Origin of the sequence: Rhizobium sp. BR 250, assembly GCF_047445855.1 — a bacterium.
GTDB lineage: Bacteria > Pseudomonadota > Alphaproteobacteria > Rhizobiales > Rhizobiaceae > Agrobacterium > Agrobacterium tumefaciens_I.
In genome coordinates this window covers 1-24,943 of sequence record NZ_JARWKW010000022.1, presented here as the reverse complement: position 1 = coordinate 24,943, position 24,943 = coordinate 1, and the positions used below count along the sequence as shown (strand labels likewise).

Sequence of the window (24,943 nt, the reverse complement as noted above, 5' to 3'; positions counted from 1 at the left end):
ATAAGGGGAGGACGCGGGATGCGCCATGCGTGTTCCACGACGGCCCGAGGAGGAGGAACAGCATGTCTGTTGCACAGGTAAAACGCATCGCGATTTCGGATTCGCCATGGCCATGGCTGTTGCCGCTGATCGCGCTGTTGATCGTCTTCACCATCTATCCGCTGATCTACAATGTCTGGCTGAGCTTCCATGAATTCGTGCCGCGCAAGCGCACGCTCGCTTTTGTCGGCTTCGATAACTGGATCCAGCTCTGGAACGACACCCGCTTCTGGGGCGCGCTTGGCGTGACTTTCGTCTATTTCGTCGTGGCGCTGACCATCGAGATCGTCCTCGGCATGGCGGTTGCGCTACTCCTCGATGCCGAACTGCCGGGTTTCGGGGCGCTGCGCGCCATTCTGTCGATGACGCTGGTTATTCCGCCGGCCATTGCCGGCATGATGTTCCTGCTGATGCAGGATCCGCAATTCGGCATCATTCCTTATCTTCTCGATACGCTCGGCCTGCTCGACAAATCGACGCCGATCCTTGCGACATCCTCGCTGGCGCTGGCCGGGGTCCTCGTCGCGGAAATCTGGCAGTGGACGCCGTTCATGGTGCTGATTTTCATGGCGGGTCTGCGCTCGCTGCCAAGCGAACCCTATGAGGCGGCGATGATCGACGGGGCGTCGTCGTTCCAGATGTTCCGCCGCCTGACATTGCCGATGATGTCGCGGGTGATCGCGGTGGCGGTGCTGTTGCGCGGCATCGATCTGTTTCGTGTCTTCGACTACGTGTTCGTGATGACCTCCGGCGGACCGGGCACCTCCACCTACACGCTCAGCCTCTATGCCTGGCAGCAGACCTTCTCCTTCCTGAAATGGGGTTACGGCGCAACGCTCAGCCTTACCAGTCTGGTGATCGTCATGGTGCTCGCCAATCTGTTCATCCGCGTTGCAAAGATACGGTGGTAATCATGCATCAGAGCCGTTTTGCCCGCACCCTCAGAACCATTGCCGGCTGGCTGGTCGTCGGGGCGTTCTTCTTCCCGATCTATTTCTGGACCTCGGTGGCTTTCCGCGACGCCAAGGACATCTTCAACTGGCCGCCGATCATCGCCGATTTCCAGCCGACGGTGCGCAATTTCGAGCAGGTCTTCGGCATCTCGTTCGGTTTTGCGCGTGATGCCAGCGTGTCGCCCGGCGGCGGCAATTTCTACATGGGACCGCGTCTCTGGGATTCGATCGTGGTCGCTTCGCTCTCGACCGTGCTTGCCATCGTCGTCGCGACGCTTGCCTCCTATGCGCTGTCACGGATGAATTTTCGCGGCCGCCACGATTTCGTCAACTGGGTTCTGTCCACCCGCATGATGCCGCCGGTTGCCGTGGCGATCCCGATGTTCTTCATTTTCAAGCAGTTCAGCCTGCTCGATACCTATATCGGCATCATCCTCATCCACGGGCTGATGAACCTGCCGCTCGCCGTGCTGCTGCTGAAGAGCTTCTTCGACGACATTCCGGCCGAGATCGATGAAAGCGCGCTGCTCGACGGCGCCTCGCGCTGGACGATCTTCCGCCGCATCGTTCTGCCGATGGCCAAGGGCGGCATCGCGGCCACCGCGGTCCTCTGCTTCATCTTTTCGTGGACCGAGTTCCTGTTTGTACTGACGCTGACGCAGACCGGCATCAAGACCGTGCCCGTCGTCTCGTCCACCTTCGTAACGTCGATCGGCACCGCCTGGGGCAACATGGCCGCCCTTGGCGCTGCGGCGATCGTACCAGCCTTCATCGTGATCCTTCTCGTCCAGCGCCATCTGGTGCGCGGTCTGACCATGGGTTCGCTGAAACAGTGACAAAAACTGCGCATGAGGAGTGCGCGGATCAACAGGGGAATCCCGTCGTCAAACACGGCGAGGGAAAAGAGGAGGAGAGAAAATGAAAGAGGAAGACAGAAAGCTTTATCTCGCATCCATCACCGACCGGTTCGTGCGCGGGGGAATGGATCGCCGTTCGTTCCTGAGTTCGGCCGGCAAGCTGGGCCTTGGAGCGGCCGCGCTCGGCATGGGCATGGGCAGCCGCCCGTTCGTCATGAACAGGGCGCTGGCTGAGGAGCAACTGACCCCCAGCCCGGAAATCCTTGCGTGGCTGAAGGACGTCGGCAAACCTTTCGCCGGCACGACGCTGAAGCTTGCGACGGAATCGACGCCGCCATCCAACGCCATCAACTCGCAGCTTAAGAAATATTTCGAGGAAGCGACCGGCATCAAGGTCGAAATCGAGGTTCTGCCGCTCGAACAGGTTCTGCAAAAACTGACGCTCGACGTCGCCTCCTCGCTCGGTACCTATGACCTTTATTACATCGACCAGAGCTGGGCGGCCTCATTCAGCCAGGATGTTTTCGACCCGCGCGAGCAAATTCAGGCCAAGCCCGACCTCGCCATGCCGAACTACAATATCGACGACTTCATGCCGGCGCTGGTCGACGGTATCGCCAAATACGAGGATCGCTGGGTGGGCGTGCCCTACGATATCCCGATCTTCATCATGATCTATCGCAAGGATATCTACGAGAAGCTCGGCCTGAAGGCCCCGACCACTTTCGAGGATCTCCTCAACAATTCCGTCACCATCACCAAGGAGATGGGGCCGAAGGTTTACGGTTATGCCGGCCAGATGAAATCGGGCCATTATGCGCTGGAATGCGAATGGACCTCCATGCTGTGGGGTCACGGTGGCTCGGTCTTTACCGCCGACAAGAAATTTGCCGGCAATGACGAGCGGGGCATCGCCGCGCTCGATTATTATACGGCGCTGCGCAAGGTCATGCCGCCCGGCGTCGATCAGTGGACGTGGGACGGGCAGGGGCAGGCGGTCGCGCAGGGCGTCGCAGCCTCCATGCTCTCCTGGGGCGAGTTCTTCCCCTATTTCGACGATCCGACGCAGACCAAGGTTTCCGGACTTTGCGAAGCGGTCATTCCGCCGCAGCCGATTGCGCTGCGCAAGCCTTCGGAATGCGGTTACGGCGAAATCCCCGGCGTCGGCCACCAGGGCGGCTCCTCGCTTGCCGTCTCGCGATATTCGAAAAGCCCGGACGCGGCATGGCTGTTCATGCAATGGGCGACCTGCGCCGATACGCAGGCCCTCATCACCACGCTCGGCGGCGGCACCGGGCCGACCCGCACCTCGGTCTATAACGATCCCCGCGTCAAGGCGCATGCCCGTGTGGGTGCCGGCACGACCCGTCACCTGCCCGTCGTGCGCGAGACCATCGACAAATACATGGGGTCGGAGCCGGACCTGCCGGAGTGGGCGCAGCTTTCCAATGACACGATCCCGGTCGGTCTCGGCAAATATTTCGCCGGCAATTACGGCTCGTCCAAACAGGCGATGGACGACATCGCCTCCCAGGTTGAAGCGGTGCTGAAGGGCTGATCCGAGAAGTGGCAAGGGCGGCGGCGCGGCCGTCGCCCTTCCAGACGGAAAGACAAGGGAAAACGGGAGGACAATCATGGCGGATAAACCGTTGATCGCGATCACGGGTGCGAGTTCCGGTATCGGCGAGGCCGTGGCGCGCGCTTTTTCCGCAGCGGGCCACCCGCTGCTGTTGATCGCCCGGCGCCTCGAGAGGCTGGAGGCGCTCGGTCTGCCGAACGCCGTCTTGAAAAAGGCCGACGTGCGCGACCGCGCCGCGCTTGCCGAAGCGGTGAAAGAGGCCGAGGCGACGTTCGGGCCGGTGGACATGATGTTCGCCAATGCCGGCATCGCAAGGCTCGGCGATATCGGCCGCCAGCCGCCGGAAGAATGGGACGAGATGATCGACATCAACACCAAGGGCGTGATGAACAGCGTCCATGCGGTGATGAACGGCATGATCGCGCGCAAATGCGGCACACTGGTCATGATGAGTTCGATTGCCGGCCGCAAGGTCTATCCCGACCATACCGTTTATTGCGGCACCAAGTTCTTCGTGCATGCCGTGTCCGAGAGCCTGCGCGAATATCTGGCGCCGCACGATGTACGCGTCATCGTCGTTTCTCCCGGCATCATCGATACGGAAGTGCTCGATCACGTGAAGGACGAGGCGACGCTTGCCGGCTACAGGGCCAATAAGCAGGCCATCGGCGGGGGAATTTCGGCGGATGTCGTCGCCGGTCTCATCCTCGACGCCTACCGGCTGCCGCAGCGGGCCATCGTTCAGGAAATCGTCATCACGCCGACCCGGCAGAAATATTGACCGTGCCGCCGGCGGGTCCGGCAGGCTGATAAAAATGGAGTGGGAACCCTATGGCGACCGTGGAATATCAGGGCATCGGGAAATCGTTCGGCGCCTTTACGATCATGCGCGACATTTCCTTCAAGATCGAGGACCACGAATTCGTGGTGCTTCTTGGTCCCTCGGGCTGCGGCAAGACGACCCTTTTGCGGATGACGGCGGGTCTTGAAACCGTCAGCGGCGGCGATCTTCTGATCGGCGGCAGACGCGTCAATGAGGTTCACCCGCGCGACCGTTCGATTGCGATGGTGTTCCAGAACTACGCGCTTTATCCGACCATGAAAGTCTATGACAACATCGCCTTTAGCCTCGAGGTCGCCAAGGTGCCACCGGCCGAAATCAGGAAGCGGGTGGAATGGGCGGCCGCGACGCTCAATCTCACCGCCTATCTCGACCGTTACCCCAAGGAACTGTCGGGCGGACAGCGCCAGCGCGTCGCCATGGGCCGCGCCATGGTGCGCGAGGCGCAGGTTTTCCTGTTCGACGAGCCGCTGTCGAACCTTGACGCGAAGCTGCGCGCCCATATGCGCACGGAAATCCGCCAGCTGCATAACCGCCTGAAAACCACGACGATTTATGTCACCCACGACCAGATCGAGGCCATGACCATGGCCGACAAGATCGTCGTGATGCGGGCCGGCAAGATCGAGCAGATCGGCTCGCCGGACGACGTTTATGACCGTCCCGCCAGCAAATATGTCGCCGACTTCATCGGAAGCTCGTCGATCAATTTCCTCCCCGGAACGGTCGTCGCATCGAACGGCACACCCGCCGTCGATACGGCGACCGGACGGGTGCCGCTCGAAGCCACGACGACGGCAAGGACCGGGCAAAAGGTCATTGTCGGCCTGCGCCCCACCGATGTCGTGGTGGACGAGGCAGGCCCGCTTGCCGCGAAATCCGTGCTGCTCGAACGGCTCGGCCATGATGCGCAGCTTTTCTGCGACGGGCCGGACGGCCGCTTCCTGGCGGTGGTGGACAAGGCGGCGCGGTTTGCCGAGGGCAGCGATGTGCGTTTTTCCATCGCGCCCGCCAAGGTTCATGTCTTCGATGCCGAAACGGAGGTCCGCATCTGAGGGTGCGCGCGCCAAATCTCACAATATCGCGACTATCGGGCCGGGCAGACGGCCGCAGGAAAGGAATTTGCAATGAAATCGCGCTGGTCGGACTCAGAGTTCAAATCCGTGGTCGATGCCTATGTCGCCAAGGGAATCAACCGCGACCTCGCCATCCGCACCTATACGACACGGCTTCTCGGCGTCGATCCGGAGCTGGTGCTGCATGGCGGCGGCAACACCTCGGTCAAGACGGTGTTCACGGAAATGGACGGTTCCGAGGTCGATGTCCTGTGCGTCAAAGGTAGCGGCTGGGACATGGGCACCATCGAACCGCCGGGCCTGCCGGCTGTGCGCCTCGATCCGCTGAAGGCCATGGTCGGTTTCGAAACGCTGACCGATGACGACATGGTGATGCTGCAGCGCCGGCTGTTGCTTGATCCGGCCGCTCCCAATCCTTCCGTGGAGGCGATCCTGCACGGGCTGCTGCCGTTCAAACATATCGACCACACCCACGCCAACGCCATCGTGTCGCTGACCAACCAGCCGCATGGCGAAGAGATCGTGCGCGAACTCTTCCCCGACAGCATCATCGTGCCCTATGTCATGCCGGGTTTCGACCTTGCCAAGGCCTGCGACGCAGCCTTCCGGGCGAACCCGAAGGGCGACGGGATGGTCCTTCTCAAACACGGTATCTTCACCTGGTCTGAGGACCCCCGCCAATCCTATGAGGACATGATCGAGAAGATCGACAGGGCCGAACGGTGTATCGCGCAGGGCCGGGCGAAGCCGTTCAAAAGCATCGCCATTCCCGATAGGCTCGCCACCGCTGCCGATATCGCGCCGATCCTGCGCGGCGCAATCGCCATCGACACCGGCATCGAGGGCGCGCCGAAACGTTTCGTGCTCGAACACCGCACCGGCGAGAATATCCTCGACTTCTGCAATGCCGAAAATGTCGAAAGCCTCGTCAAGCGCGGCAATGCGACGCCGGAACACGTCATCCACATCAAGCGCTTCGGCGTGGCGCTGCCGGCCCCGGCGGAAGGAGAACTGGAGCAATGGGCCGAAACGGTCCGTGCGGCGGTGAGCGCCTATCAGGCCGAATACACGGCTTATTTCGAGCGCAACAATGCCCGCGTCGGTGGCATCAAACATATGCTCGACCCCATGCCGCGCGTGTTCTACGTCGCCGGCATCGGCCTCTTCGCGGCCGGGGCGGCGCGCAAGAACGCCATCGTCGGTGCGGATGTGGCGGAAGCCACCGTATCGGTCATCACCAATGCCGAAGGCATCGATGCCTTCGAGGCGCTTTCGGAGGCCGATCTCTTCGACATCGAATATTGGTCGCTCGAACAGGTGAAGCTGACCAAGGTTCAGGAAAAGCCGCTGACCCGCCAGGTGGCCATCGTTACCGGCGGGGCGAGCGGTCTCGGTCTTGCCGTGGCCGAAGCGCTGAAGGCGGAAGGCGCGGAAGTCGCGCTGTTCGATATTTCCGACGAGGCGGTGAGGCGGGAGGCCAAACGGATCGGCGCATTTCCGGTGGTCTGCGACGTTACCAGCCCCGCTTCCGTGGATGCGGCGGTGACAAGCGTGGCGCGGCATTTCGGCGGCGTCGATATTCTGATTTCCAATGCCGGGGCCGCCTTCCAGGGCAAGCTGCTTTCCGTCGATGAGGCGACATTCCGCAAGGCGTTCGACCTCAATTTCTGGGGCCATCACTACATGGCACGCGCCGTGGTGCGGGTTATGGAGAAGCAGAAGACCGGCGGGGCGATTGTCTTCAACGTCTCGAAACAGGCGGTCAATCCCGGCGCCGATTTCGGTCCCTACGGCACGTCCAAGGCGGCGCTGATGGCGCTGATGCGCCAATATGCAATCGAGCACGGCGTATCCGGCATCACCTCGAACGCCGTCAATGCCGACCGTATCCGCACCGGCCTGATGACGGATGCGATGGTGCAGCAGCGCTCGAAAGCGCGCGGCCTGACGCCGGAGGCCTATATGCGCGGCAATCTCGTCGGCCGTGAAGTGACGGGCGAGGATGTGGCGGCGGCCTTCGTGCACCTTGCGAAAGCGCGCAGCTCAACAGGAGCGGTGATCACCGTCGATGGCGGCAATGTCGCGGCGATGATGCGCTGAAGCCTGTCTCCCAAAGGTTTGAAGGAAAAGACCATGGCAAAAATACTCATTCTTGGCGCCGGCGTGATGGGCAGTGCGCTAAGCGTGCCGGCGGCGGACAATAGCCACACGGTCACCCTGGTGGGCACGCCCCTCGATGGCGAACCTGTTCGCCGCATGCAGGCGGGCGAGGCGCATCCGAAGCTCGACCGGCCGCTGCCGGACAATGTTACGATCCTTGCCGATCACGAATTGATGCCCGAGCATATGGCGTCCGCCGATTTAGTCATCATCGGCGTCAGCAGTCCGGGGATTCCATGGGCAATCAAGCGGCTCAACGAGACCCTTTTGACGCCGAAACCGGTCGCCTTCGTAACCAAGGGACTCGACCGCAAGCATGGTCGCATCGTCACTTATGCGCAAACGTTGCCGGGGCAGGTGGCGAATATGGCAGCCTTCATCGGCATCGGCGGACCCTGTATTGCGCGGGAACTGGCCAATTGCTATCCGACGACGAGCGTCTATGCCTGCCGTGACCGACAAACCGCCGCTTTTGCGGCTGCATTGCTGCAAACCCCCTATTACCGCCTTGCGGTCAGTGATGATGTGATCGGGGTCGAAGCCTGCGCCGCCCTCAAGAATTTCTTCGCCATCGGCGTCAGTGCCATGCAGACCCGTTATCCCGATACCACGCGCGCCGACGGGCAATCCAAAAACCCGACGGCGGCCGCCTTCACACAGGCCGCCGGCGAAATGGCGATACTCTGCGAGCGGATCGGTGGACGGGGCGACACCGCCTTCGACCTTGCCGGCATCGGTGATCTGCATGTGACCGTTGGTGGTGGTCGCAACAGCCGGCTTGGCCACGGTCTCGGACGCAACCGAACGGTGAGCGGCATGATGGCCGGTGAACTCGCGGGCGAGACGGTGGAAGGTATCGACACGGCCCGCGTGCTGGCGGAATTGCTCGGCACCGTTCCTTCGGCGAAAGCCGATTTTCCACTCGCCTGCGCGATCATCGCCGCCGTGCTCGATGGCGGCGCGCTGGACTTCGATTTCTCCACACTTTTTGCCTGAGCCTCAGGCCGCGCCGGTTGCGCAGCCACGAATTCGTTCTTCAGACACAGGGAAGGAAACCGCCATGAAAATTGCCCTGGGAGCCGACAGTGCCGGCAAACCCCTGCTGGATGTCATTGCCGCCCATCTGGCCGGGCGGCCGGATATCGAGGTCACCGACCTTAGCCAATCCGGTTATTACGCCGATCTTGCAGCCAGGATCGGGCAGGATATTCTGGAGCACAGGCACGATCGGGCCATCCTGTTTTGCGGCACCGGAATCGGCGTCTGCATTTCGGCCAACAAGGTGGCAGGCATACGTGCGGCTCTCACGCACGATACCTATTCGGCGGAGCGCGCCGCCAAATCGAACGATGCCCAGATCATCACACTGGGCGCGCGCGTCGTTGGTCCCGAACTGGCAAAGACAATCGTCGATACCTGGCTGGCTTCAAGTTTCGATCCTGACGGCCCATCGGCAGGCAATGTTCAGGCGATCAACAGGCTGGATGTGACACGGTAACGCGTTTTTTGGGAAAATCGATATCGCTATCAACGATTCGGGCATCCTGTCGTCACAGGCGGCAGGTCGGAATATGGACGCCGCTGAAATTGATCAAGGCCGGCTGCGGTTCAAGGTTCCCAAGCATGCGGGCGAAGCCATCAAAGCATTTGTCTTGATTGGAACAGGTCAGGAAAAGATGGTCGCGCGTTCTGGCAATCGCGGCTTCGAACATCAGCCGTATTCCATCGGGTTGGGCAAGGGGCTGCACCGTTGGTGCCCTCATCGGTGATCGCGGCTCGACTACGGATGAGAGCCGCTACTTTGTCGGTTATTTCAAGCAGTTGCAAAACCCTTACAACCGGGCCATGAAATGAATTACCTGAAGATCGCCTTTCATTAACTGTTTCAAGGAATCGTCCATGCCGACTATCGAAAGCCTGCCCCCCTTGTCGCTGGATGGGCCGTCGTGGATTCGGCTGCGCCAGCAGGAGGAACTGCGCAGGGCGATGCTTGAGCGGCGTTTCGACGAAGTCGAACGTCTTTTGGCGGAACTGGAGGAGGTATGGTGGAAAGCCGTTGCCGTTCCGGACGATCGCTATACCTTTCTTGCAACCAGCTCCGCCCTGTTCGACAATACGGGTGTCGATGCGGCTCTGAGGCTTGAACTGTTGAACGAGTGGGTGCGATCCCACCCTGCCTCCTACCATGCGCATATGGTTTCCGGTGATTATTACTTCCGCCGGGCCTGCGATATCCGCACGGCGTCCTGGGCATCGCAGGTGGGGGAAGATCAGTGGGTCGCCGCGCATATGGCCTGCATCAACGCAGCCGAATATTTGTTGAAGGCAATGACGCTTTCGCAGAGGCCGGCGGTCGCCTGCGAAACCATGATGCAGATATGCCAGTATCTCGGTCAGCCGGATTTTGTCGATGCGCTGTTTGACGGCGGGCCGGTTCAAAACACCATGCAGCGGGATGAATTCGAGCCGGATATTTACGAGGCGGCTTGCGCCCAGCTTGCAAGGCACGGGCTGAAACCACCCGGCATCGCCACCGTAACGCTTCCCGCTTCCGCACCGCCGGTACAGGAGGGAGATCTTCAAAATCCCGGCTATTACTGGCTGCGTTATTGTTTGTCGATCAAGCCCGGCTGGGCGGATGTGCTGGCGGATTATGCGCAATATCTGAGCGCGCGGTGGGGCGGTTCGGAGGGTGAGGTCGAAAAATTCGCTTCCGGCCCCCTGTGCGCGCAACTGAGTGAGAAGGAGCGCAACGCTGTCCGCTGGCCGGGCGTTCACGATACGCTGACAATTCCCGACTATCCCGAGCCGGGTGATGTTCGAGGCGCTGCCGCGCGGCAGAAAAAATTCGAACAGTGGCTGTCACGAGACCTTCCCGACCGGCTGCGGTTCATTGCTCTCGGCAAATACGCCAATTTCACGCATTATTCCCTGCAGGACACAGAACTGGCGCATCAGCGCCATGTCGAATCCGTCCGTTACCTGAAGGAACCGGGCACATATCCCGGTGTGGACGGGCCTTTCCGGGACTTCACCAATCTGATGTTGATCCACCATGTCGAGGATGTGGAAGGTGCCTATGCGCGGGTGCTGCAAACTGCCGTGCGCCGTTTCGACGAACCGACGATGCTGACCATGGCGGCTTTTGCCTGGCAGTTCGGCATGTGGGGCATAGGGGCGGACCCCGAGATCGCCACACGGTTGATCGACCGGGCGGCGGAGCTTGCACCGCTTTACGAACCGGACGAATTCACGCCGATGCACGCCTGCCGGATGATATGGGACGGTGGCTTTCAGGACGAGTCCGCTTATCTCACGCGCGCCTTTGCGGAAAGACGTGCCTATGCGGCGGCGGCCAGCATGTATGATATCGTCAGGGGTACGCGGGACGACGCCAAACCGCATCTGCTTGACGAGAGCCAAGCGGATTACTGGCTTGAGCGGGCCGTCGAGGAAGGGGACCCGGTTGCGTTTTATAACTACGCCTGGCGCCTTGAAAATGTTCAAAACACCGATCTGACGATCCGCGAGAACTTCGAACAGGTTCGCAATCTTTATATCGGGGCAATGCATGGCGGCCTGGAGCTATCCGCGATCAAAGTAGCCAGTGTCAGCCGCCGGCATGGAACGCCGGAGGAAAAGCAGCAGGCCGTTGCCGACATGAAATCCCTTGTTGGCCACGATGACGATCATCTCGCCGGCGAAGCCTATGGGCAGGTCGTCCTCGCCTATAAATATGGCGACGGTGTTCCCAAGAGCGAGTTTATCGCCATGCAGTGGTTTGATCGATACAAGGAACTGTTCCCCGATCATTCATCGCTCGACTGGATGGAAACGCAGGTTTACGGTTCGAGTGGCTGGCAGATGGCCGGGCGGGCGATCCGCGCTTTCTTCGGCAACAAACTTTCCAGTGACCATTTGCCGCCGAAATAAGGGCCATGACAAAGCACTCGCCGCCGCATGATGGTCGATGGAGAGCCTTGATCTGGCTCGCTTTCGGTGATGCCGTTCTGCTGTTTTCCGGCGTCCTGCTGGTTTTGTCCCCACTTCTGCTGATCTTTTTTCTGAGTTCGCCGCTGTTGCTGGCGATCTTCGCCCTGCCGTCGCTGTCGTGGTTCTTTTATGGGCTGATGGTCCTGCGCGCCCGCGCCGTGCCACCACCATCGCCGGTCTCGGGTGAAATATTGCTCGATCCCGAAAAGTTTCCGGCTCTGGTCCGCGACCTCGAACGGTTGCGGCTTGCCTGCGACGCGCCCGGTTTTACAGAGGTTTACGTCAACGCCGAGCTCAATGCGTCCATTTACCAGAAAGGATCGCGCTCCGGTTCCCGTAAACATATTCTCGTGCTTGGTCTGCCGCTTCTGGCCTTGCTGACGAAGGCCCAGGCTGAAGCTGTCCTTATCCATGAATATGCGCATATTTCCCGGTTGCACGGCCATTTCGCCCGTTGGACCTATATGGCGCGGCAGCGCTGGGCGAGGCTGGGTGAACTGCATGAGCGCAACCATCGGCTGATTACCGCGCCGCTGCGGCTGTTTTTGTCCTGGTATGTGCCGCGCATGATGCGCGAGACCCTCGAATTCTCCCGCCGTTGCGAGAAGGTCGCCGATGCGCAGGCTGTCGAGATATGCGGTTCGGAACTTGCCCTGGAGGCGGAACTCGCCCTGGCTCTGAGGCAGAGAGCAATGACTGACGGCTTCTGGCCGGGTATATTCGAGTGTGCCGGAGAAACGGATATTGGCTCCGCCAGGCCGTTTACGGCGCTACTTGCCGAGCCCGCGACAAGCCATCCGCGCGATGGTGCGCAGGCGGCCGTCTGGCTGCACGAGAGCCTCTGCGAAAAGCCGGACCCCGGCAGCACACATCCATCCCTTTTCGAACGTGTCGAGACGACCGGTTTCGATCCCTCCGGTCCGCTTCCCGATCGCCTGCCCTGGCGACTTGACCAGGCGTCGGTTGCCGCAAGCTGGCTGGGGAAGGAGGCGCCTGCCCTGGCCACACAACTCGATGAGAGCTGGCGCGAAAATGCCACGCAGGACTGGCGAAATGCAAAGAGCTGGCGGGTGAACCGACATGGCGAATTTAAAACCCTGCTACACCGCCGCAGGCAGCAGCTATTTGACGAGCAGGACTGGTTGCAACTGGCGTTACTGGCGAAGAAATTCGATCAGACAGGGGTGCTTCGCGCTGAAGCGATTACAGAGGGACTGCAACACTTTCCCGAAGACCAGGCGCTTTTGCAGCTAAAAGCTGATGATCTGGAGCAGGACGGCGACAGCCATGAGGCGATTGCGCTGTGGCATCGCATCGGCCAGCCCTCTTCTTCTTTCCAGGTCCGGGCTCATCGCCGTCTTTGTGAACTTTATCTGCGGCAGGGAGACAAGGCAGCGGCAGAAGATCACCGGCACATTGCGGACCGATTGTGGGCAAGCGAGGAGGTGAGGCAACCCGCGGCAGCCGGCCTTTTTCCACACGGAATGGAGGTTTCCGAACTCGCATTGCTGCAGAGCAAGCTCCAGCCGCTCCATCAGCATGCGCGCGCCATCTGGCTTTGCCGCGACACGCCGCCGAGCAGCCAAAAGCCGACCCGATGGTTTTTGTATGTTGAGGCCTATGACGGTTGGTTCATGCGCCTCGTCGGCAGGCTGACGGGCGAAAGGGACTATAATGCTTCCGCATGCGAACGGTTGATCGAGCGCTTGTCACCACGGCTACATATTGACCACGAAGTCAAATTTATCGGACCATCGGAACAAATTCCGGTCCATTGCACACCCGACAGTTTGATCGCGCGGGCCGGCCTTGTGGTGACGCAAATCACCGACAAGCCTTGAAAGAAGGCGAAAGGGACATTCAGGCAGGAAATTTCAGCATCCTGTAATATGTTCCAATTGCTCCTGCACCGGCGCTTTGAGCCCAGTTCCGGCGTCAATCAACGCGACGTGCTCACGGCGCCAACCGCACAATGATCGCGGCCCCAGAAGACGACAACTGTCGCTCGATGGCCAGAGCTCGCGCTGAATCAATACCACCGATGGGGACTACGCCGCCCATAATTGGCTCTCGCACCACCGGCTCGAAGATGACTTCGCCATCAATCAGTAGCTGGATTTTTTGCCCGAGAGCTGCATGCGTGAAATTCTCGAAAGCCTTTGTGCTTTCCCGTGTCAACGCAATTTCCACCCTAGGCCCGGCAGCGGGATCGACCGAGGCTTTCGCCCTTGCGACCTTGAGCGAAACGGGTGCAATGTCTCCGGCGCCGTCGATAGAGGTTTTGCCGCCATCGGTCTGGTTGGGCGAGGGAGGCGTATCGGCATCGGTCTTCGGGCGGTACTGATCCAGATCGATCGAAGTTTGCGCATTGTTTTTGGGCAAGGGTTCAACGAGCTGGCCAGACAGGGCGTTGGCGTTCCATGCATGCGGCGCGGGCAGGACCGGTGGCTGATCCTCCTGCCATATGTGCACAGCCACGGTGACGGTCATGCCACCGACACTTGCGACCGTGTTTTCCAGCACTTCGAGTGTCGAGCCGTCGCGTGTCGAATTGACATAGGTCACCGTCCGTGACTTCGCGGCGCTTCTGACCTGCGCCAGCTGGGCGTCAGTCAGTTGCTTTGCCCGGTCTCCGAAACTTGCAATGATGCCATCGATCGATGCTTGCTGCGATTGCAGCAGGGTAACCGGATCGTAGGTGACCTTAGCGATGAAAGTGGCCGTTTGCCTCGTTTTGTCGGCAGCTTCGAGTTTCCACACGGTGCTTGTCGGGACGAGCATGCCTTTCAGCTCTTCATTGCCTGCAACCGTCCACTCCTGTCCGATATCGGCCGTGAAAGTTTCAGAAGACTGTCCAAGCCCCAGGGTCATGATTTCAGGCGCAAGAACGTCGATAATCGTGAGAGGGCTATTTTTGACGGTCTGGAGCATGCGAGAGGCTGTGCTATCTGATGCGGAGCTGGACAGCAGTCTTTCCATATTGGCGACGATCTGATCCGCGCCGATCAGCGCCGTCGGAGTACCGCTCGGATCGGCCTCGAATTCCAATTGTTGAACGCCGTAGGCGGCGAGTGAATTGCGAAACATGGCGTTCATCGGATAAGAATCCGCAGCATCCGCCACATCCGGTGGGAGATCGGCGGAAAGCCTCCATTGCACCCGCATGCCCTCGTCGTTCCGCGATAGCACGGTTGCCGATTGACGGAAATTGCCACGCAAGACAACGGAGGATGCTTCCGGCTTGTCGAGCCAAAGCGACATGTCGGTCTCGGTCGTCTTTTGAACGCGATAATGACGCTCAGTCCCGACGGCAGGCGCATAAGGCGGAACGGTCACGCTCTCTGCCGCCTGTGCGAGGCCGACTGTTATCGTTGCCTGGAATATCAGCCCGGCAGTGAGAAAGAGGGGAGGGACCAGACCGATATTGCGGCGCGTTGCGTTCTTGCGAATTTGCATGCCCTCCGGTTACGGCTTTTCCAACAGGTGACATGCCGATTTCATACTGTCTATCCCAGGTTCAACGCTACACGGCTCCCATAAGCAGTGATTTTTAATCATTGAATCCTGTCCTGCGTCGCGATTCCGCGATCATTGCGCTCAGGCGGTGCTGCAGTTCGGGCGGCTCGAATTCCATCCGCACGCTGCCAAGCGCGTAGCACATTGCGGGCGTGAAGGGCATCCAGGCTCTCAAAAGATCGAGCAGCTCATCGGACATTAGATTCTCCAAGGGGTCGACACCCAATTGGCCGAGAGCCCGCTCGTGATCGGGCATCTTTGCGCGCGCGATAATGGCGAGGGTACGTTTTAACGCGAAATCTCTTGGCTCGTGATGCAGGTTCGTTGACCACCACCATGCATCGACGTCGGCAAGATACGCGGCAATGTAGCTTTCTGCGGTCATTGCCGGTTCGCCTAAAGCAGCCATATCCGGAACCCATGAGGGATCCGATGCAATTTCGGATGGTGAAAATATTCCGAGAGGTGGCGTTTCGGAGCGGAGCGCTTTCAAACCCGGTTTGCGATGGCGTGTCATGGCGAGCGGCTATTTCCCAATTCCGACAGATGCTTGAACGCACCCACAAACACCTTGGCGTTGGTAATATGCCGCTCGTCCAGCAGATATTCCCTCTTGAGGGTTCGTAGCCTCAGCATCGATGTCTCGTCACCGTGATCGGATTGACTGGTAAAATGGAAATCCGTGACGGAATCCAACGGCAGAACCTTACCCTTGATGTGCACGGCCTTCTGATCGAGCGCGAGCTTTGCGCCGAACGAAACACGTTTGCCCGCCCGCAACTGCGCGATTGCTGCCGATAACAGATGGGATTGGCAGCGATGTTCGAGCAGATCCACAAATAGCGCGCTGTCATGCCAGATCGGCCATCGAAGCCTGATCGAGGGGCCTTCATCCAGCAAGAGGCGGGTGGAGGACCTCCCGACATCGTTCTGCAGACCACGAACCTGATCGAACCTCAGTTGCCGCCGACCGTAACGGAAGCTATCGCGGCTAATGATAAAGGGGCGCGGCGCCGACAGGAAAGCCATGAGCGTCGGCAGATAATAGACGGTGCCGGCCAGGGCCGCGAAGGCGAAAAAATAGGCGTATCCCATGTTCGGGAAGTTGCGACGCGGTGAATTCAGTTTGGCATTTACGACAACCGCCGCCAAAAAGCCGGCGACCAGAAGGCCGCCGAGGCTCCACAAGAAAGCGCCGACTGGAAACCGGCGAGAGACACGCATCTCGTCGATGCCCTCGAGGTCCAAGGCATCGTAGCCTCTCTTTATGCCGATGGAGCGCTCACCGAGGATGGATGTCATGGGTGTCGGGCACCGCCGTGAGCGGCAGGGCCATCGTCTGAGTGTTGCCCGCTGCTCTGCTCATAAAGCTCGCAAAGGCGCATATATTCCCTCGCGGAGCAATTGAAGGTGATGGCCGCGCGCTTGATCTTCCTGTCCAAGGTGCGGACATGCAGCGCTGCCCCCGTGGTGAGACCAAAGCCGCCAAGGCTCACCCATTCGTTTTCGATGATGTCATGCCAGCGCATCAGCGGTTTACCGCGAAACGTCAGCCCTTCCTGTGAAATCACCAGAACGGGCGCGCCAAGCGTGAACCATTTCGGCAGCGCGCGCAGGCAGAAGAACAGGAAGCCGGCTCCTGCTGCGATGAGAAGCAGCCATACCGGCCTGTCGAGCGGTGCACCGGCCGGTGCCTTGCTGAAAATGCGATAGGCAAAATAAAGGGCGACCCCGCACGTTCCCAGCAAGAGGATACTCAAAAGCGTGAGCTTGACGACAGAGTGATAAATGGCGTGCGGGCTGGATAGCTGGCTACGCATCGTTTTGGAAACATAGGTCACGGCGATTTTTCCAATTGAGGTCCGTTAACAAGCTATCGCAATGGCTTAGCCGAATATAGCGTAATCGGATGTCATGCGGGTAATTGCGATATGGCGTTTGGTTCAGACGGGCACGTTGCAAATTTTCCTGTTTGGCGCGTGTTGACGAATTGTGATGGCGTCTTTCGTTTCAGCGGGGGGCGCCCGGTTTCATCAACGTTAGTTGAGGCGTTGACTGGTCGCGGCATCGAACAAATGGATCGATGCCAGATCCGGCTGAACCTGTATGGTCGCGCCCGGTTGCGCCTGCACACGCTCGCGGAAGACACCGATAACCTGATGATCGCCGAGCATCATCGTGACCTGCGTTTCCGACCCCATCGGCTCCACCAATAAAACGGTGGCGGTGAGGCCGTGCTCGGACAGTTCGAAATGTTCCGGGCGGATGCCGTAGATCGCATCGCCCGAGACGTGGCCGGGCGGGAGGGGCAGGACGACGCCGTCAGCCTCGAAGCCATCGGCGGTAAGTCGTCCCTTGATGAAATTCATCGCCGGCGAGCCGATGAAACCCGCGACGAAGGGATTGGCCGGCCGGTCATAAAGCTCGAGCGGCGCCCCGCATTGCTCGACCCGCCCGGCATTCATCACCACGATCTTGTCGGCCATGGTCATGGCTTCCACCTGGTCATGCGTGACGTAAACGGTGGTGACGCCGAGGCGCTGGTGCAGCCCCTTGATTTCACCACGCATCACGACGCGCAGCTTGGCATCGAGATTGCTGAGCGGTTCGTCGAACAGAAAGACCTGAGGATTGCGGACGATCGCGCGGCCCATGGCGACACGCTGCCGCTGACCGCCGGAAAGCTGGCGGGGGAACCGTTCAAGTAACGGCGTCAGCCCCAATATCTCCGCTGCCCATTTCACCCGCTCAGCGACCTCGGCCTTGCTGCCGCCGCGATGCTCAAGCGAGAAGGCCATGTTTCGGGCGACGGTCATATGCGGATAAAGCGCGTAGTTCTGGAAGACCATCGCGATGTCGCGGTCTTTCGGTTCGATCTCGTTGACGACGCAGTTGCTGATCGAGATATCGCCGCTGGTCACGGTTTCAAGGCCTGCGATCATCCGCAGCAGGGTGGATTTGCCGCAGCCCGAAGGGCCCACCAGCACAACGAATTCGCCATCGGCAATATCGATATCGACACCATGGATGGTGGCGAGTGCGCCATAGCTTTTCTTGACGGATCTAAGGGTAACGGGTGCCATGGGTTTGCCTTTCGATTAGCCTTTAAGCCCGGTATGGGCGAGGCCTTCGACGAATTGTTTCTGCGCAACGATGAAGACGATGAGGACGGGGATGGCGGTCATCGTCGCAGCGGCAAGCTGGATGTTCCACATCGGCCCGCCATAGGCGTCGGTAAATTGTGTCAGCGCCTGGGGTAGGGTGAATTTGTCGGGGCTGGAAAGAAAGACGATGGGTTCAAGATAAAGGTTCCAGCTGCCGAGAAATGTGAAGATCGCAACGGCGGCCAGCGCCGGACGGGCAAGCGGCAGGGCGATGGTCCAGAATATCTTGAACCGGCCGAGGCCATCGACCCGGGCGGCTTCCTCCAGTTCCACGGGCAGGGAGATAAAGAACTGGCGCATGATGAAGGTGGCGAAGACCGCCGGCGCACCGAAAATCGGCACCAGGATCAGCGGCCAGTGCGTGTTGATCATGCCCCATTTGAGAAACATCCGGAACAGCGGAACCAGCGTCACTTCTGATGGGATCAGCAACCCCACCAGCACCACCATGAAGATGGCGTTGGCGAAGGGAAACCTGATGCGCGCAAAGGCATATCCGGCCATCGAAGCCACTGCCATGGTGCCGATGGTGACGATTGCGGCGATATAGGCGGAGTTCCAGTATTGCAGCGCGAAGGGCTGTATTCTGAAAACGTCGGAATAGGACGAGAAATCGAAGGCGCGCGGCCAGATGTCGGGCGGAAAGGCAAATATCTGGCTGACGGGTTTGACCGACGACGTGACCATCCACCAGGTCGGAAAAACGAAGGGGACAAGCAGCACGCAGAGTATGAAATAGATAAGCGTCTGCGCGCGTGGGCTGAGTTCAGTTTTCATAGAATACGAACTTTCTGCGCAGGTGCCATTGGATGAAGGTGAGCGCGCCGACAATGACCAGCAGGAGGATGGAGAGTGTCGAGCCGTAACCGAAGAGGTAGAACTGGAAGGCCTGCTGATAGAGGTAATAAACGAGAACCGTCGTGGAAAAGCCCGGCCCGCCCTGCGTGAGGATCATGATCTGCGCAAAGACCTGCAGCGCCCCGACGATGGTGACGATGGAGGCGAGCAGGATCGTCGGGCTGATCATCGGCAGGGTGATGCGATAAAATTGCTTGAAACGTGGCACGCCGTCGACGCGCGCGGCTTCGAACAGTTCCCGCGGCACGCCCTGTAGTGCGGCCAGAAACAGGATCATGTTGAGACCGAGATTCTTGAGTGCCTGCACGACGATAACCGAGATCATCGCGGTCGTTGGGTGGCGCAGCCAGTTGGGACCTTCGACGCCGATCATTTGCAGGAGGCCGTTGATGCCGCCATTGTTCTGCAGCAAAAAGCTCCAGACGATTGTCCAGGCGACCAGCGACACCACCACAGGCGAAAAGAACAGCGTGCGGAACACGGTCATGAAGGCCAGTTTCTGGTTCAACAGCAACGCAAGCCCCAGCGCCAGGCTCATATTGAGGAGCGCAAGCCCGGCCGAGAACACGGCGGTCACGCCCAGCACTTCGCCTATGGCCGGGTCGCCGAGCAGCTTCTGGTAATTGGCGACGCCGGTGAACCGGAACGACCCCGCCAGCACGTTCCACTCATGCAGTGAATACCAGAAGACCAGCACCAGCGGCACGAGCACGAAGACAACGATACCGATGAGTTGCGGCGCTATGAACAGATAACCGGTGGCGGCGTCACGGCGCGCCATGGTCCAGAAGCCGCGCCGGGCCTGTGTCTGCGCTGTCTGGAGGGCAAGCGTCATGGCTTTTCTTCCTTCTGCTTTTCGCATCCACTGAAAATCGGATGACTGCCAAGCGTCAATTGGCCGCCAGCAACGGATCGAGACGGCCGCAAAGCGCTTGCAGGACAGCCGCGACATCGGCATCGGGGCGCCAGAGACCGTCAAGGCCGGCGCGAACAGTCTGTTGCAGCCGGGCAAAATTGAGAACCTGTTGCGTCGACTGGCCCGTGGCGACGCCGCGAATGACCACGGCCTCTATCTGCTCACGCGACAGCAATGGGTTGGCGGCCGCGAGGACATCGGCGGTGAGCAAGCTCTGCCGTGCCGGCGGGAAAAACCGCGCGAGCTTGGCCACATTAGGCTTGGAGGAGAAAAACGCCAGGAATTCCGCCGCGAGCTTCGGGTTTTTGCCGCTGGCCATGACGCCAATGCCTGCCCGACCTGTTACGGCATAGTCACCTGCAGGTCCTTTAGGCAACGGCACGAGATCCCAGTCGAAGGCCTTGTCGCCTTTCGGCAGAAGCGCTGCGCGGCTGATCTGGGTGGTCGTCATCGCCGCATCCCCGGCAAAGAAATCGGCAGAAACACCGGGGCCCGGCATGGCTTTTTTCACGAAGATCGCGTCGTGAATGAAGCGCATGGCATCAACCATCTCCGGGCTGGCAAAAGCGCAGGACTTTGTGTCTTTCGACCAGGGATAGGCATTCCAGCCGGTATAGACTTCGGCAAGGTTCTCCCAGGCCTTGTATTCGAAATCACGAATGATCAATCCCTGTTTGCCGGTGGCCGCGACTTTCGCAGCCGTCGCAATGGCATTGTCCCAGTTCCATTCGCCGGCAGCGATCATCTCGGCGGGTGTCTTGGCACCTGCCGCCCGGATCATGTCGTTGTTGACGAAAACGCCGAAGGGCGATGTCGAGAAGGGATAGAGATATTGTACCCCTTCATACGACCAGGCGGTGAGTGTTGCCGGGGGGAAGTCGCCCATGTCGTAACCTTCGGTATTGGCAAAGGTTTCGGTGAGGGGATAAAGCGCCCCGGCCGCCATGAAGTCGGGCGCGGTCGTGTCGAACAGCCAGGCCAGATCGGGGGGATTGCCGCCGGCAATCTGGGTGGTCAGGGTGGTGGCATAACCTTCGTAGGCAAGCGAATCGTAGTTGATCTTGACGCCGGGATGGCTGGCCTCGAACTCATCGGCGATCTCGTTGAAGAGGGCCAGATGGACTTCGTTGGCGCTCCAGATGGCCATCCGCAATTCCTGCGACAAAGCCGGCGAAACCAGCCCGGATGTGACCAGAAAACCGGCCACTGCAATTTTGACTATACTCCTGCGCATGAATAATCCTCCCAGATTATACGTTTTGGCTAGTAGCCGCGAATATCAGGCCAATGGCGCTCCACCCCTTGGCGTTCGATGTGGGTGTGAAACTCCGCCAGCCGCTTTTCATCGGCATGCACGCCATGCGGGGTCTCGCCCCTGTCGAGGCAATAGGCGGCCAGCATGCCGGCCACTTCGCCGATGTTCCATTCGACCGGATGCAGCCTGTAACAACCATTGGTGATATGCGTCGTGCCGATATTCTTGGATGCCGCCAGCAGGTTCGTTTTGTGGCGGGGAATAAGGGCACCCAGCGGAATTTCGAAAGGGCAGGCGCCGACATCGATATAGTTATCGCCGCCCGTCGAGGGGTGCAGATCGATACGGTACATGCCGATACCGATGCTGTCGCGGTAATGCACCGCGCCGCGATCGCCGCGTACGGCAAGCGACAGATCCTGTTCGACCACCGTGGTCAGGGCGCGAATACGACGGCTTTCACGGATATAGGGCGCCATGGCCAGGCCATGCTCCGTGCCGGTAATATCGCCGCGCAGGCGCAGACCCGGAAAACCCTGACCACCATCCGGGCGAGGCGCCTCGGTCTGCATCCAGTAGAACATGGAATAGGAGAGGCTTGCCGCATCGGCCAGCCGCTCGGCATATTGTTCGGGGGTAACGTCGATGATCGGCGCCTCGAAATAATCGATCATCGGCCAGTTCACGAGGCAGATATCGCTGGCATAGGCGCCGGGCCGAAATGTATGGCGGGCTGCAATGCGGCGGAATATCCAGAGACTCATATCGCCGGCGCTGTGGCGCTGGTCGGCAACGTCGCGTGTTGCATTGTCGACCGGATTGGGATCGAAAAAGCGGCGGCTGCGCTCCAGTGTCCGCGGATTGGGCGAGTCCCAGCTCAATAGCGGGCCGCCCCAGAATTCGGGGGCAACCTGACGCCAGTGGTCGTAACGGGCGGGTTTGTCGATGACATGATTGCCGTCAACCTGATCGACGGCGAAGCAGATCGAGACGGCCTGCTGATTGTGCGGTTGGGCCTCCGCCGGCGCGCTCGGCTCGCCGGTTTCGGATTGGGCTTCGAAACCCGTGACATAGTCGGTTGCGGTCAGCGGCAGCAGATCGCCCAATTCGGTGGCGTCGATAATGTAGCGGGCCGAGCAGGAAATGAGATCGCCTGTATTGTAATGGCGCAGCGTCACGGCCCGCACGGTGTCGCCGTCGGTCTCCGCTGCGATCGGCTCATAGGGCTTGAGGATGGTCAGCTTGCCGCCCGCCGCGTAAGGGGCCAACATTGCCTCCATCACCGCCAGCGAAACCCGTGGTTCATGGCACAGGCGAGATACATTGCCGTCGCCGGGGTTGAGCGTCAGATCCGCCCGGGCGGCGTCCGTCAGCGGATAGTGGTCGCGGTAATATTGCCGCACGCCCGTGCGCAGGGCGCGATAGCTGGCCGTGATCCCGAACTGTTCGACCCAGCTGTGCTCATCGGGCGGCACGGCCTGGCTGGTCAGCTGGCCGCCAATCCATTCGAATGCTTCGGTCAGGATAACGCTGCGGCCGTTGCGCAGGGCTCCAAGCGCCGCCGCCACGCCGCCAAGTCCGCCGCCAACCACAAGAATATCTGCATTGTATTCTCTCACGTCAGGTTCTCTTTCCTTGAGTTGGGGAGCCAAGCGTCTCGCCCGCCACGATGTCGCAGCCCAGCAGTATCTGCCGTACGGGGCCGGGGGGGCTGGTGAGGGTTTCGACCAGCATGGAGGTCGCCTGCCTGCCCATCTCTTCTCGGGGGATGGCATAGGAGGTAAAGACGCGTTGCAAGCGGAGCGTATGCGTGCGTGTGCCGCTGCCCAGCACCACGATGGAAAGATCGCCGGGAACGCTCACCCCCTGCGCACGGGCATGATTATCGAAGACCACCGCTTCGGCCACCTCGGCAAAAAAAACCGCGCTCGCTCCGCTGGCGCGAACGGCGGCCAGTTGCTCGGCCGGATCGCCATTTTCGCTTTCATGGGAATAGACCAGCTCGGCCGCACCTTCGATGGCAGCCAGAAACCCACGCCAGCGGTCGCTGATGGATTCCGCCGGACCCGTCGCGCCGATGAAGGCGAAACGCCGATGGCCGGCGGCAAGTGCTTCTCGGACAAGAGCATGCGTGGCGGTGACGTAATCCGCGCCAACATAGCGCACCGGCCCGCCAGCATCGTCACGACGGCCGACTGCGACGTAAGGATAGTCACCGGCAACCAGCTGGGCCAGCTCATCGCGATCGAACTGGCTGCCCAGAATGAGGCATCCGTCGGCTAGTCGAAGCCGACCCGTTTCCCCGAAGATGCGCTTGCGGCCGTTATCGTCGCGCGCCGCAGCCGTCATCAGCAGAAGGTCGTAGCCCAACCTCTCCGCTTCCTCCTCGATCCCCATCAGAAAAGGCGTGTAGAAATCGGCCTGCGCGATCGGAAAAGCCGGCTGATAGGTGAAAACGCCCAGGATCCGGTTGGCACCCTTGACCATGCTGCGCGCAATGGGGTCCGCCACATAACCGGTGTCCCGAATGGCCTTCAGCACACGCTCTCTTGTTTCAGGCGGGATACGGCCTTCAGCGGATTTTGCCTCGTTGAGCACGAGCGAAACCGTTGCCTGACTGACCCCTGCGAAGATCGCAATGTCCCGTTGCGTCAGCCGCCTAACCATCGAAGCCTCGTCTCTCGTCGTTTGCTAATTCGTATTAGCTGCTTATGCGTATAAACAGAGTTTACGAGAGGATGTCAAGAGTGAGTCGCTCCACGATGATGTGTCAGGTTCCGGCACGGAGCATGTCGCAGCAGGCAGTTCGCTGGCGGCATGATTCACGACGTTCAGACGCCGTTCGGCATTTCAGCGATGATGACAGCAGTCAGCTCCGAATTGAATTATTGAGCGATGAGGCGGTCAAGACCTCCCCTGGAAGCCCAATAGACAACGCTCGAATGGATCGATTTCGTGGGCGGTTTAACGAGCGCAAGGAGATGTCGAACGCATATTTCGAGAGGGTGTCGCAGGCTTCAAGGGTGGGCTCAGCGTGGAAAACTACATTTCGATCACTGCCACATCGCTCCCGTTCGTCATCTGTCCCGCCACTCCGTCGGCACAAAAACGAGCACGTTAAAGCCTTCATCAACATTGAAGGTCTGTAGGTCGAGTAGTTTGTTTGCGTGTTCGGAGCTGAACCAGAACGCGGTGTTCTCGTCATGAATTGCCGTCACGCTCTCCCGTACGCTCTCCTTGATCGTGTCGATGATGTCGACCCGGGTCTTGCCTCGCCTGTTGAGATGCCTGAGTTTTTTATGCGCGGGGCTACCCGCGTCGGAAACCGCAATGGATATCCTGTCTGTTGAGTAGCTTTTGACCCGAACGCGCAGGCGCTTCGGCCGCTCCGCGTCAAAGCGATCGTTGATGGCTCTGATACGTGCCTCAATGTCCGCATCGCTATAATGCGCTTCCGGCATGACATCGTCTACAGGTGCAAGCTCGTCTCCAAACTGCATACGCGCCACTTCTGCAGCGTGATGGGCATAGGCGAGATGGGTCACGGGCAGCGCCTTCAGCCATTTGCGGCGTTGTGTGATTGCCATCGATTTTGCCGCTTCCTCGCCCAGTTTGGCGATGGAGAAGTTTTCTCTTTTCTGCCCCTCACGGGTCATCAGCGTTGCCTGCCAGGCATCGCCGTCGGCGGTCTCGACACGCCTGACGCCGGAGATGCCGCTTCGGTTGTTCGTGCGCA

Annotated in this window: 22 protein-coding genes and 1 pseudogene; 11 read left to right on the top strand and 12 right to left on the bottom strand. The window is 60.0% G+C overall.

What is annotated here, in order from left to right:
- Positions 1-62: 62 nt before the first annotated feature.
- The 8 genes from QD336_RS23580 (at position 63) to QD336_RS23545 (ending at position 9,003) form a co-directional block, all read left to right on the top strand.
- Positions 63-950 carry a carbohydrate ABC transporter permease gene (locus QD336_RS23580; protein WP_269344501.1) on the top strand — a complete coding sequence of 296 codons (888 nt, stop codon included), beginning with the start codon at positions 63-65 and terminating at the stop codon, positions 948-950.
- Between the two features lie 2 nt (positions 951-952).
- Positions 953-1,828: a carbohydrate ABC transporter permease gene (locus tag QD336_RS23575; RefSeq protein WP_269344502.1), complete on the top strand. Its 876-nt coding sequence runs from the start codon at positions 953-955 to the stop codon at positions 1,826-1,828.
- Between the two features lie 82 nt (positions 1,829-1,910).
- On the top strand, positions 1,911-3,407 hold the full coding sequence (locus tag QD336_RS23570) for an ABC transporter substrate-binding protein (protein WP_499172368.1): 1,497 nt from the start codon (positions 1,911-1,913) through the stop codon (positions 3,405-3,407).
- Positions 3,408-3,483: 76 nt separating this feature from the next.
- Positions 3,484-4,209: an SDR family oxidoreductase gene (locus QD336_RS23565; protein ID WP_269344506.1), complete on the top strand. Its 726-nt coding sequence runs from the start codon at positions 3,484-3,486 to the stop codon at positions 4,207-4,209.
- A gap of 50 nt (positions 4,210-4,259) precedes the next feature.
- Positions 4,260-5,324, top strand: a complete 1,065-nt coding sequence (locus tag QD336_RS23560; RefSeq protein WP_269344508.1) for an ABC transporter ATP-binding protein — start codon at positions 4,260-4,262, stop codon at positions 5,322-5,324.
- A 72-nt stretch (positions 5,325-5,396) separates the two neighbouring features.
- On the top strand, positions 5,397-7,445 hold the full coding sequence (locus tag QD336_RS23555) for a bifunctional aldolase/short-chain dehydrogenase (RefSeq protein ID WP_499172367.1): 2,049 nt from the start codon (positions 5,397-5,399) through the stop codon (positions 7,443-7,445).
- Between the two features lie 33 nt (positions 7,446-7,478).
- The gene (locus QD336_RS23550) at positions 7,479-8,501 is read left to right on the top strand and encodes an NAD(P)H-dependent glycerol-3-phosphate dehydrogenase (protein WP_499172366.1); all 1,023 of its coding nucleotides are present in this window, start codon (positions 7,479-7,481) and stop codon (positions 8,499-8,501) included.
- A 64-nt stretch (positions 8,502-8,565) separates the two neighbouring features.
- Positions 8,566-9,003 (top strand): RpiB/LacA/LacB family sugar-phosphate isomerase, encoded by a 438-nt coding sequence (locus QD336_RS23545; RefSeq protein WP_269344514.1) that lies wholly within the window; start codon positions 8,566-8,568, stop codon positions 9,001-9,003.
- Positions 9,004-9,055: 52 nt separating this feature from the next.
- On the opposite strand, the gene QD336_RS23540 is transcribed toward QD336_RS23545, so the two are convergent.
- The gene (locus tag QD336_RS23540; RefSeq protein ID WP_499172365.1) at positions 9,056-9,217 is read right to left on the bottom strand and encodes a hypothetical protein; all 162 of its coding nucleotides are present in this window, start codon (positions 9,215-9,217) and stop codon (positions 9,056-9,058) included.
- A gap of 187 nt (positions 9,218-9,404) precedes the next feature.
- Here QD336_RS23540 and QD336_RS23535 point away from each other — a divergent pair, with 187 nt between their 5' ends.
- Both QD336_RS23535 and QD336_RS23530 read left to right on the top strand, forming a co-directional pair.
- Positions 9,405-11,438 (top strand): DUF4034 domain-containing protein, encoded by a 2,034-nt coding sequence (locus tag QD336_RS23535; protein ID WP_499172364.1) that lies wholly within the window; start codon positions 9,405-9,407, stop codon positions 11,436-11,438.
- Positions 11,439-11,635: 197 nt separating this feature from the next.
- Complete coding sequence (locus tag QD336_RS23530) at positions 11,636-13,339, top strand: M48 family metalloprotease (protein WP_499172363.1); 1,704 nt, start codon at positions 11,636-11,638, stop codon at positions 13,337-13,339.
- Between the two features lie 112 nt (positions 13,340-13,451).
- On the opposite strand, the gene QD336_RS23525 is transcribed toward QD336_RS23530, so the two are convergent.
- The 10 genes from QD336_RS23525 to QD336_RS23480 all read right to left on the bottom strand — a co-directional run bounded on the left by QD336_RS23525 (position 13,452) and on the right by QD336_RS23480 (position 23,874).
- Positions 13,452-14,954 (bottom strand): SecDF P1 head subdomain-containing protein, encoded by a 1,503-nt coding sequence (locus QD336_RS23525; RefSeq protein WP_499172362.1) that lies wholly within the window; start codon positions 14,952-14,954, stop codon positions 13,452-13,454.
- A gap of 94 nt (positions 14,955-15,048) precedes the next feature.
- Complete coding sequence (locus QD336_RS23520) at positions 15,049-15,399, bottom strand: hypothetical protein (protein WP_499172361.1); 351 nt, start codon at positions 15,397-15,399, stop codon at positions 15,049-15,051.
- 128 nt (positions 15,400-15,527) lie between these two features.
- Positions 15,528-16,316 (bottom strand): hypothetical protein, encoded by a 789-nt coding sequence (locus QD336_RS23515; RefSeq protein WP_499172360.1) that lies wholly within the window; start codon positions 16,314-16,316, stop codon positions 15,528-15,530.
- A complete protein-coding gene (locus QD336_RS23510; RefSeq protein ID WP_499172359.1) occupies positions 16,313-16,855 on the bottom strand; it encodes a hypothetical protein in 543 nt (180 codons plus the stop codon). The genes QD336_RS23515 and QD336_RS23510 overlap by 4 nt, the downstream gene beginning before the upstream one ends.
- Positions 16,856-17,053: 198 nt before the next feature.
- On the bottom strand, positions 17,054-18,097 hold the full coding sequence (locus QD336_RS23505) for an ABC transporter ATP-binding protein (protein WP_499172358.1): 1,044 nt from the start codon (positions 18,095-18,097) through the stop codon (positions 17,054-17,056).
- 15 nt (positions 18,098-18,112) lie between these two features.
- Positions 18,113-18,955, bottom strand: coding sequence for a carbohydrate ABC transporter permease (locus tag QD336_RS23500; protein WP_080813145.1), 843 nt, complete (start codon positions 18,953-18,955; stop codon positions 18,113-18,115).
- A complete protein-coding gene (locus tag QD336_RS23495; protein ID WP_499172357.1) occupies positions 18,945-19,871 on the bottom strand; it encodes a carbohydrate ABC transporter permease in 927 nt (308 codons plus the stop codon). The genes QD336_RS23500 and QD336_RS23495 overlap by 11 nt, the downstream gene beginning before the upstream one ends.
- 55 nt (positions 19,872-19,926) lie before the next feature.
- Positions 19,927-21,186 (bottom strand): ABC transporter substrate-binding protein, encoded by a 1,260-nt coding sequence (locus QD336_RS23490; protein ID WP_499172356.1) that lies wholly within the window; start codon positions 21,184-21,186, stop codon positions 19,927-19,929.
- Positions 21,187-21,215: 29 nt separating this feature from the next.
- Positions 21,216-22,826, bottom strand: a complete 1,611-nt coding sequence (locus QD336_RS23485; RefSeq protein WP_499172355.1) for an FAD-dependent oxidoreductase — start codon at positions 22,824-22,826, stop codon at positions 21,216-21,218.
- 1 nt (position 22,827) lies between these two features.
- The gene (locus QD336_RS23480) at positions 22,828-23,874 is read right to left on the bottom strand and encodes a LacI family DNA-binding transcriptional regulator (RefSeq protein WP_499172353.1); all 1,047 of its coding nucleotides are present in this window, start codon (positions 23,872-23,874) and stop codon (positions 22,828-22,830) included.
- A gap of 278 nt (positions 23,875-24,152) precedes the next feature.
- Here QD336_RS23480 and QD336_RS23475 point away from each other — a divergent pair.
- Positions 24,153-24,274, top strand: a pseudogene (locus QD336_RS23475) (DUF4172 domain-containing protein); the annotation flags it as partial.
- 10 nt (positions 24,275-24,284) lie between these two features.
- Here the strand turns inward: QD336_RS23475 and QD336_RS23470 are convergent.
- Positions 24,285-24,943, bottom strand: a 659-nt coding sequence (locus QD336_RS23470; protein WP_499172352.1) for a hypothetical protein, incomplete at its 5' end; no start/stop codon positions are given.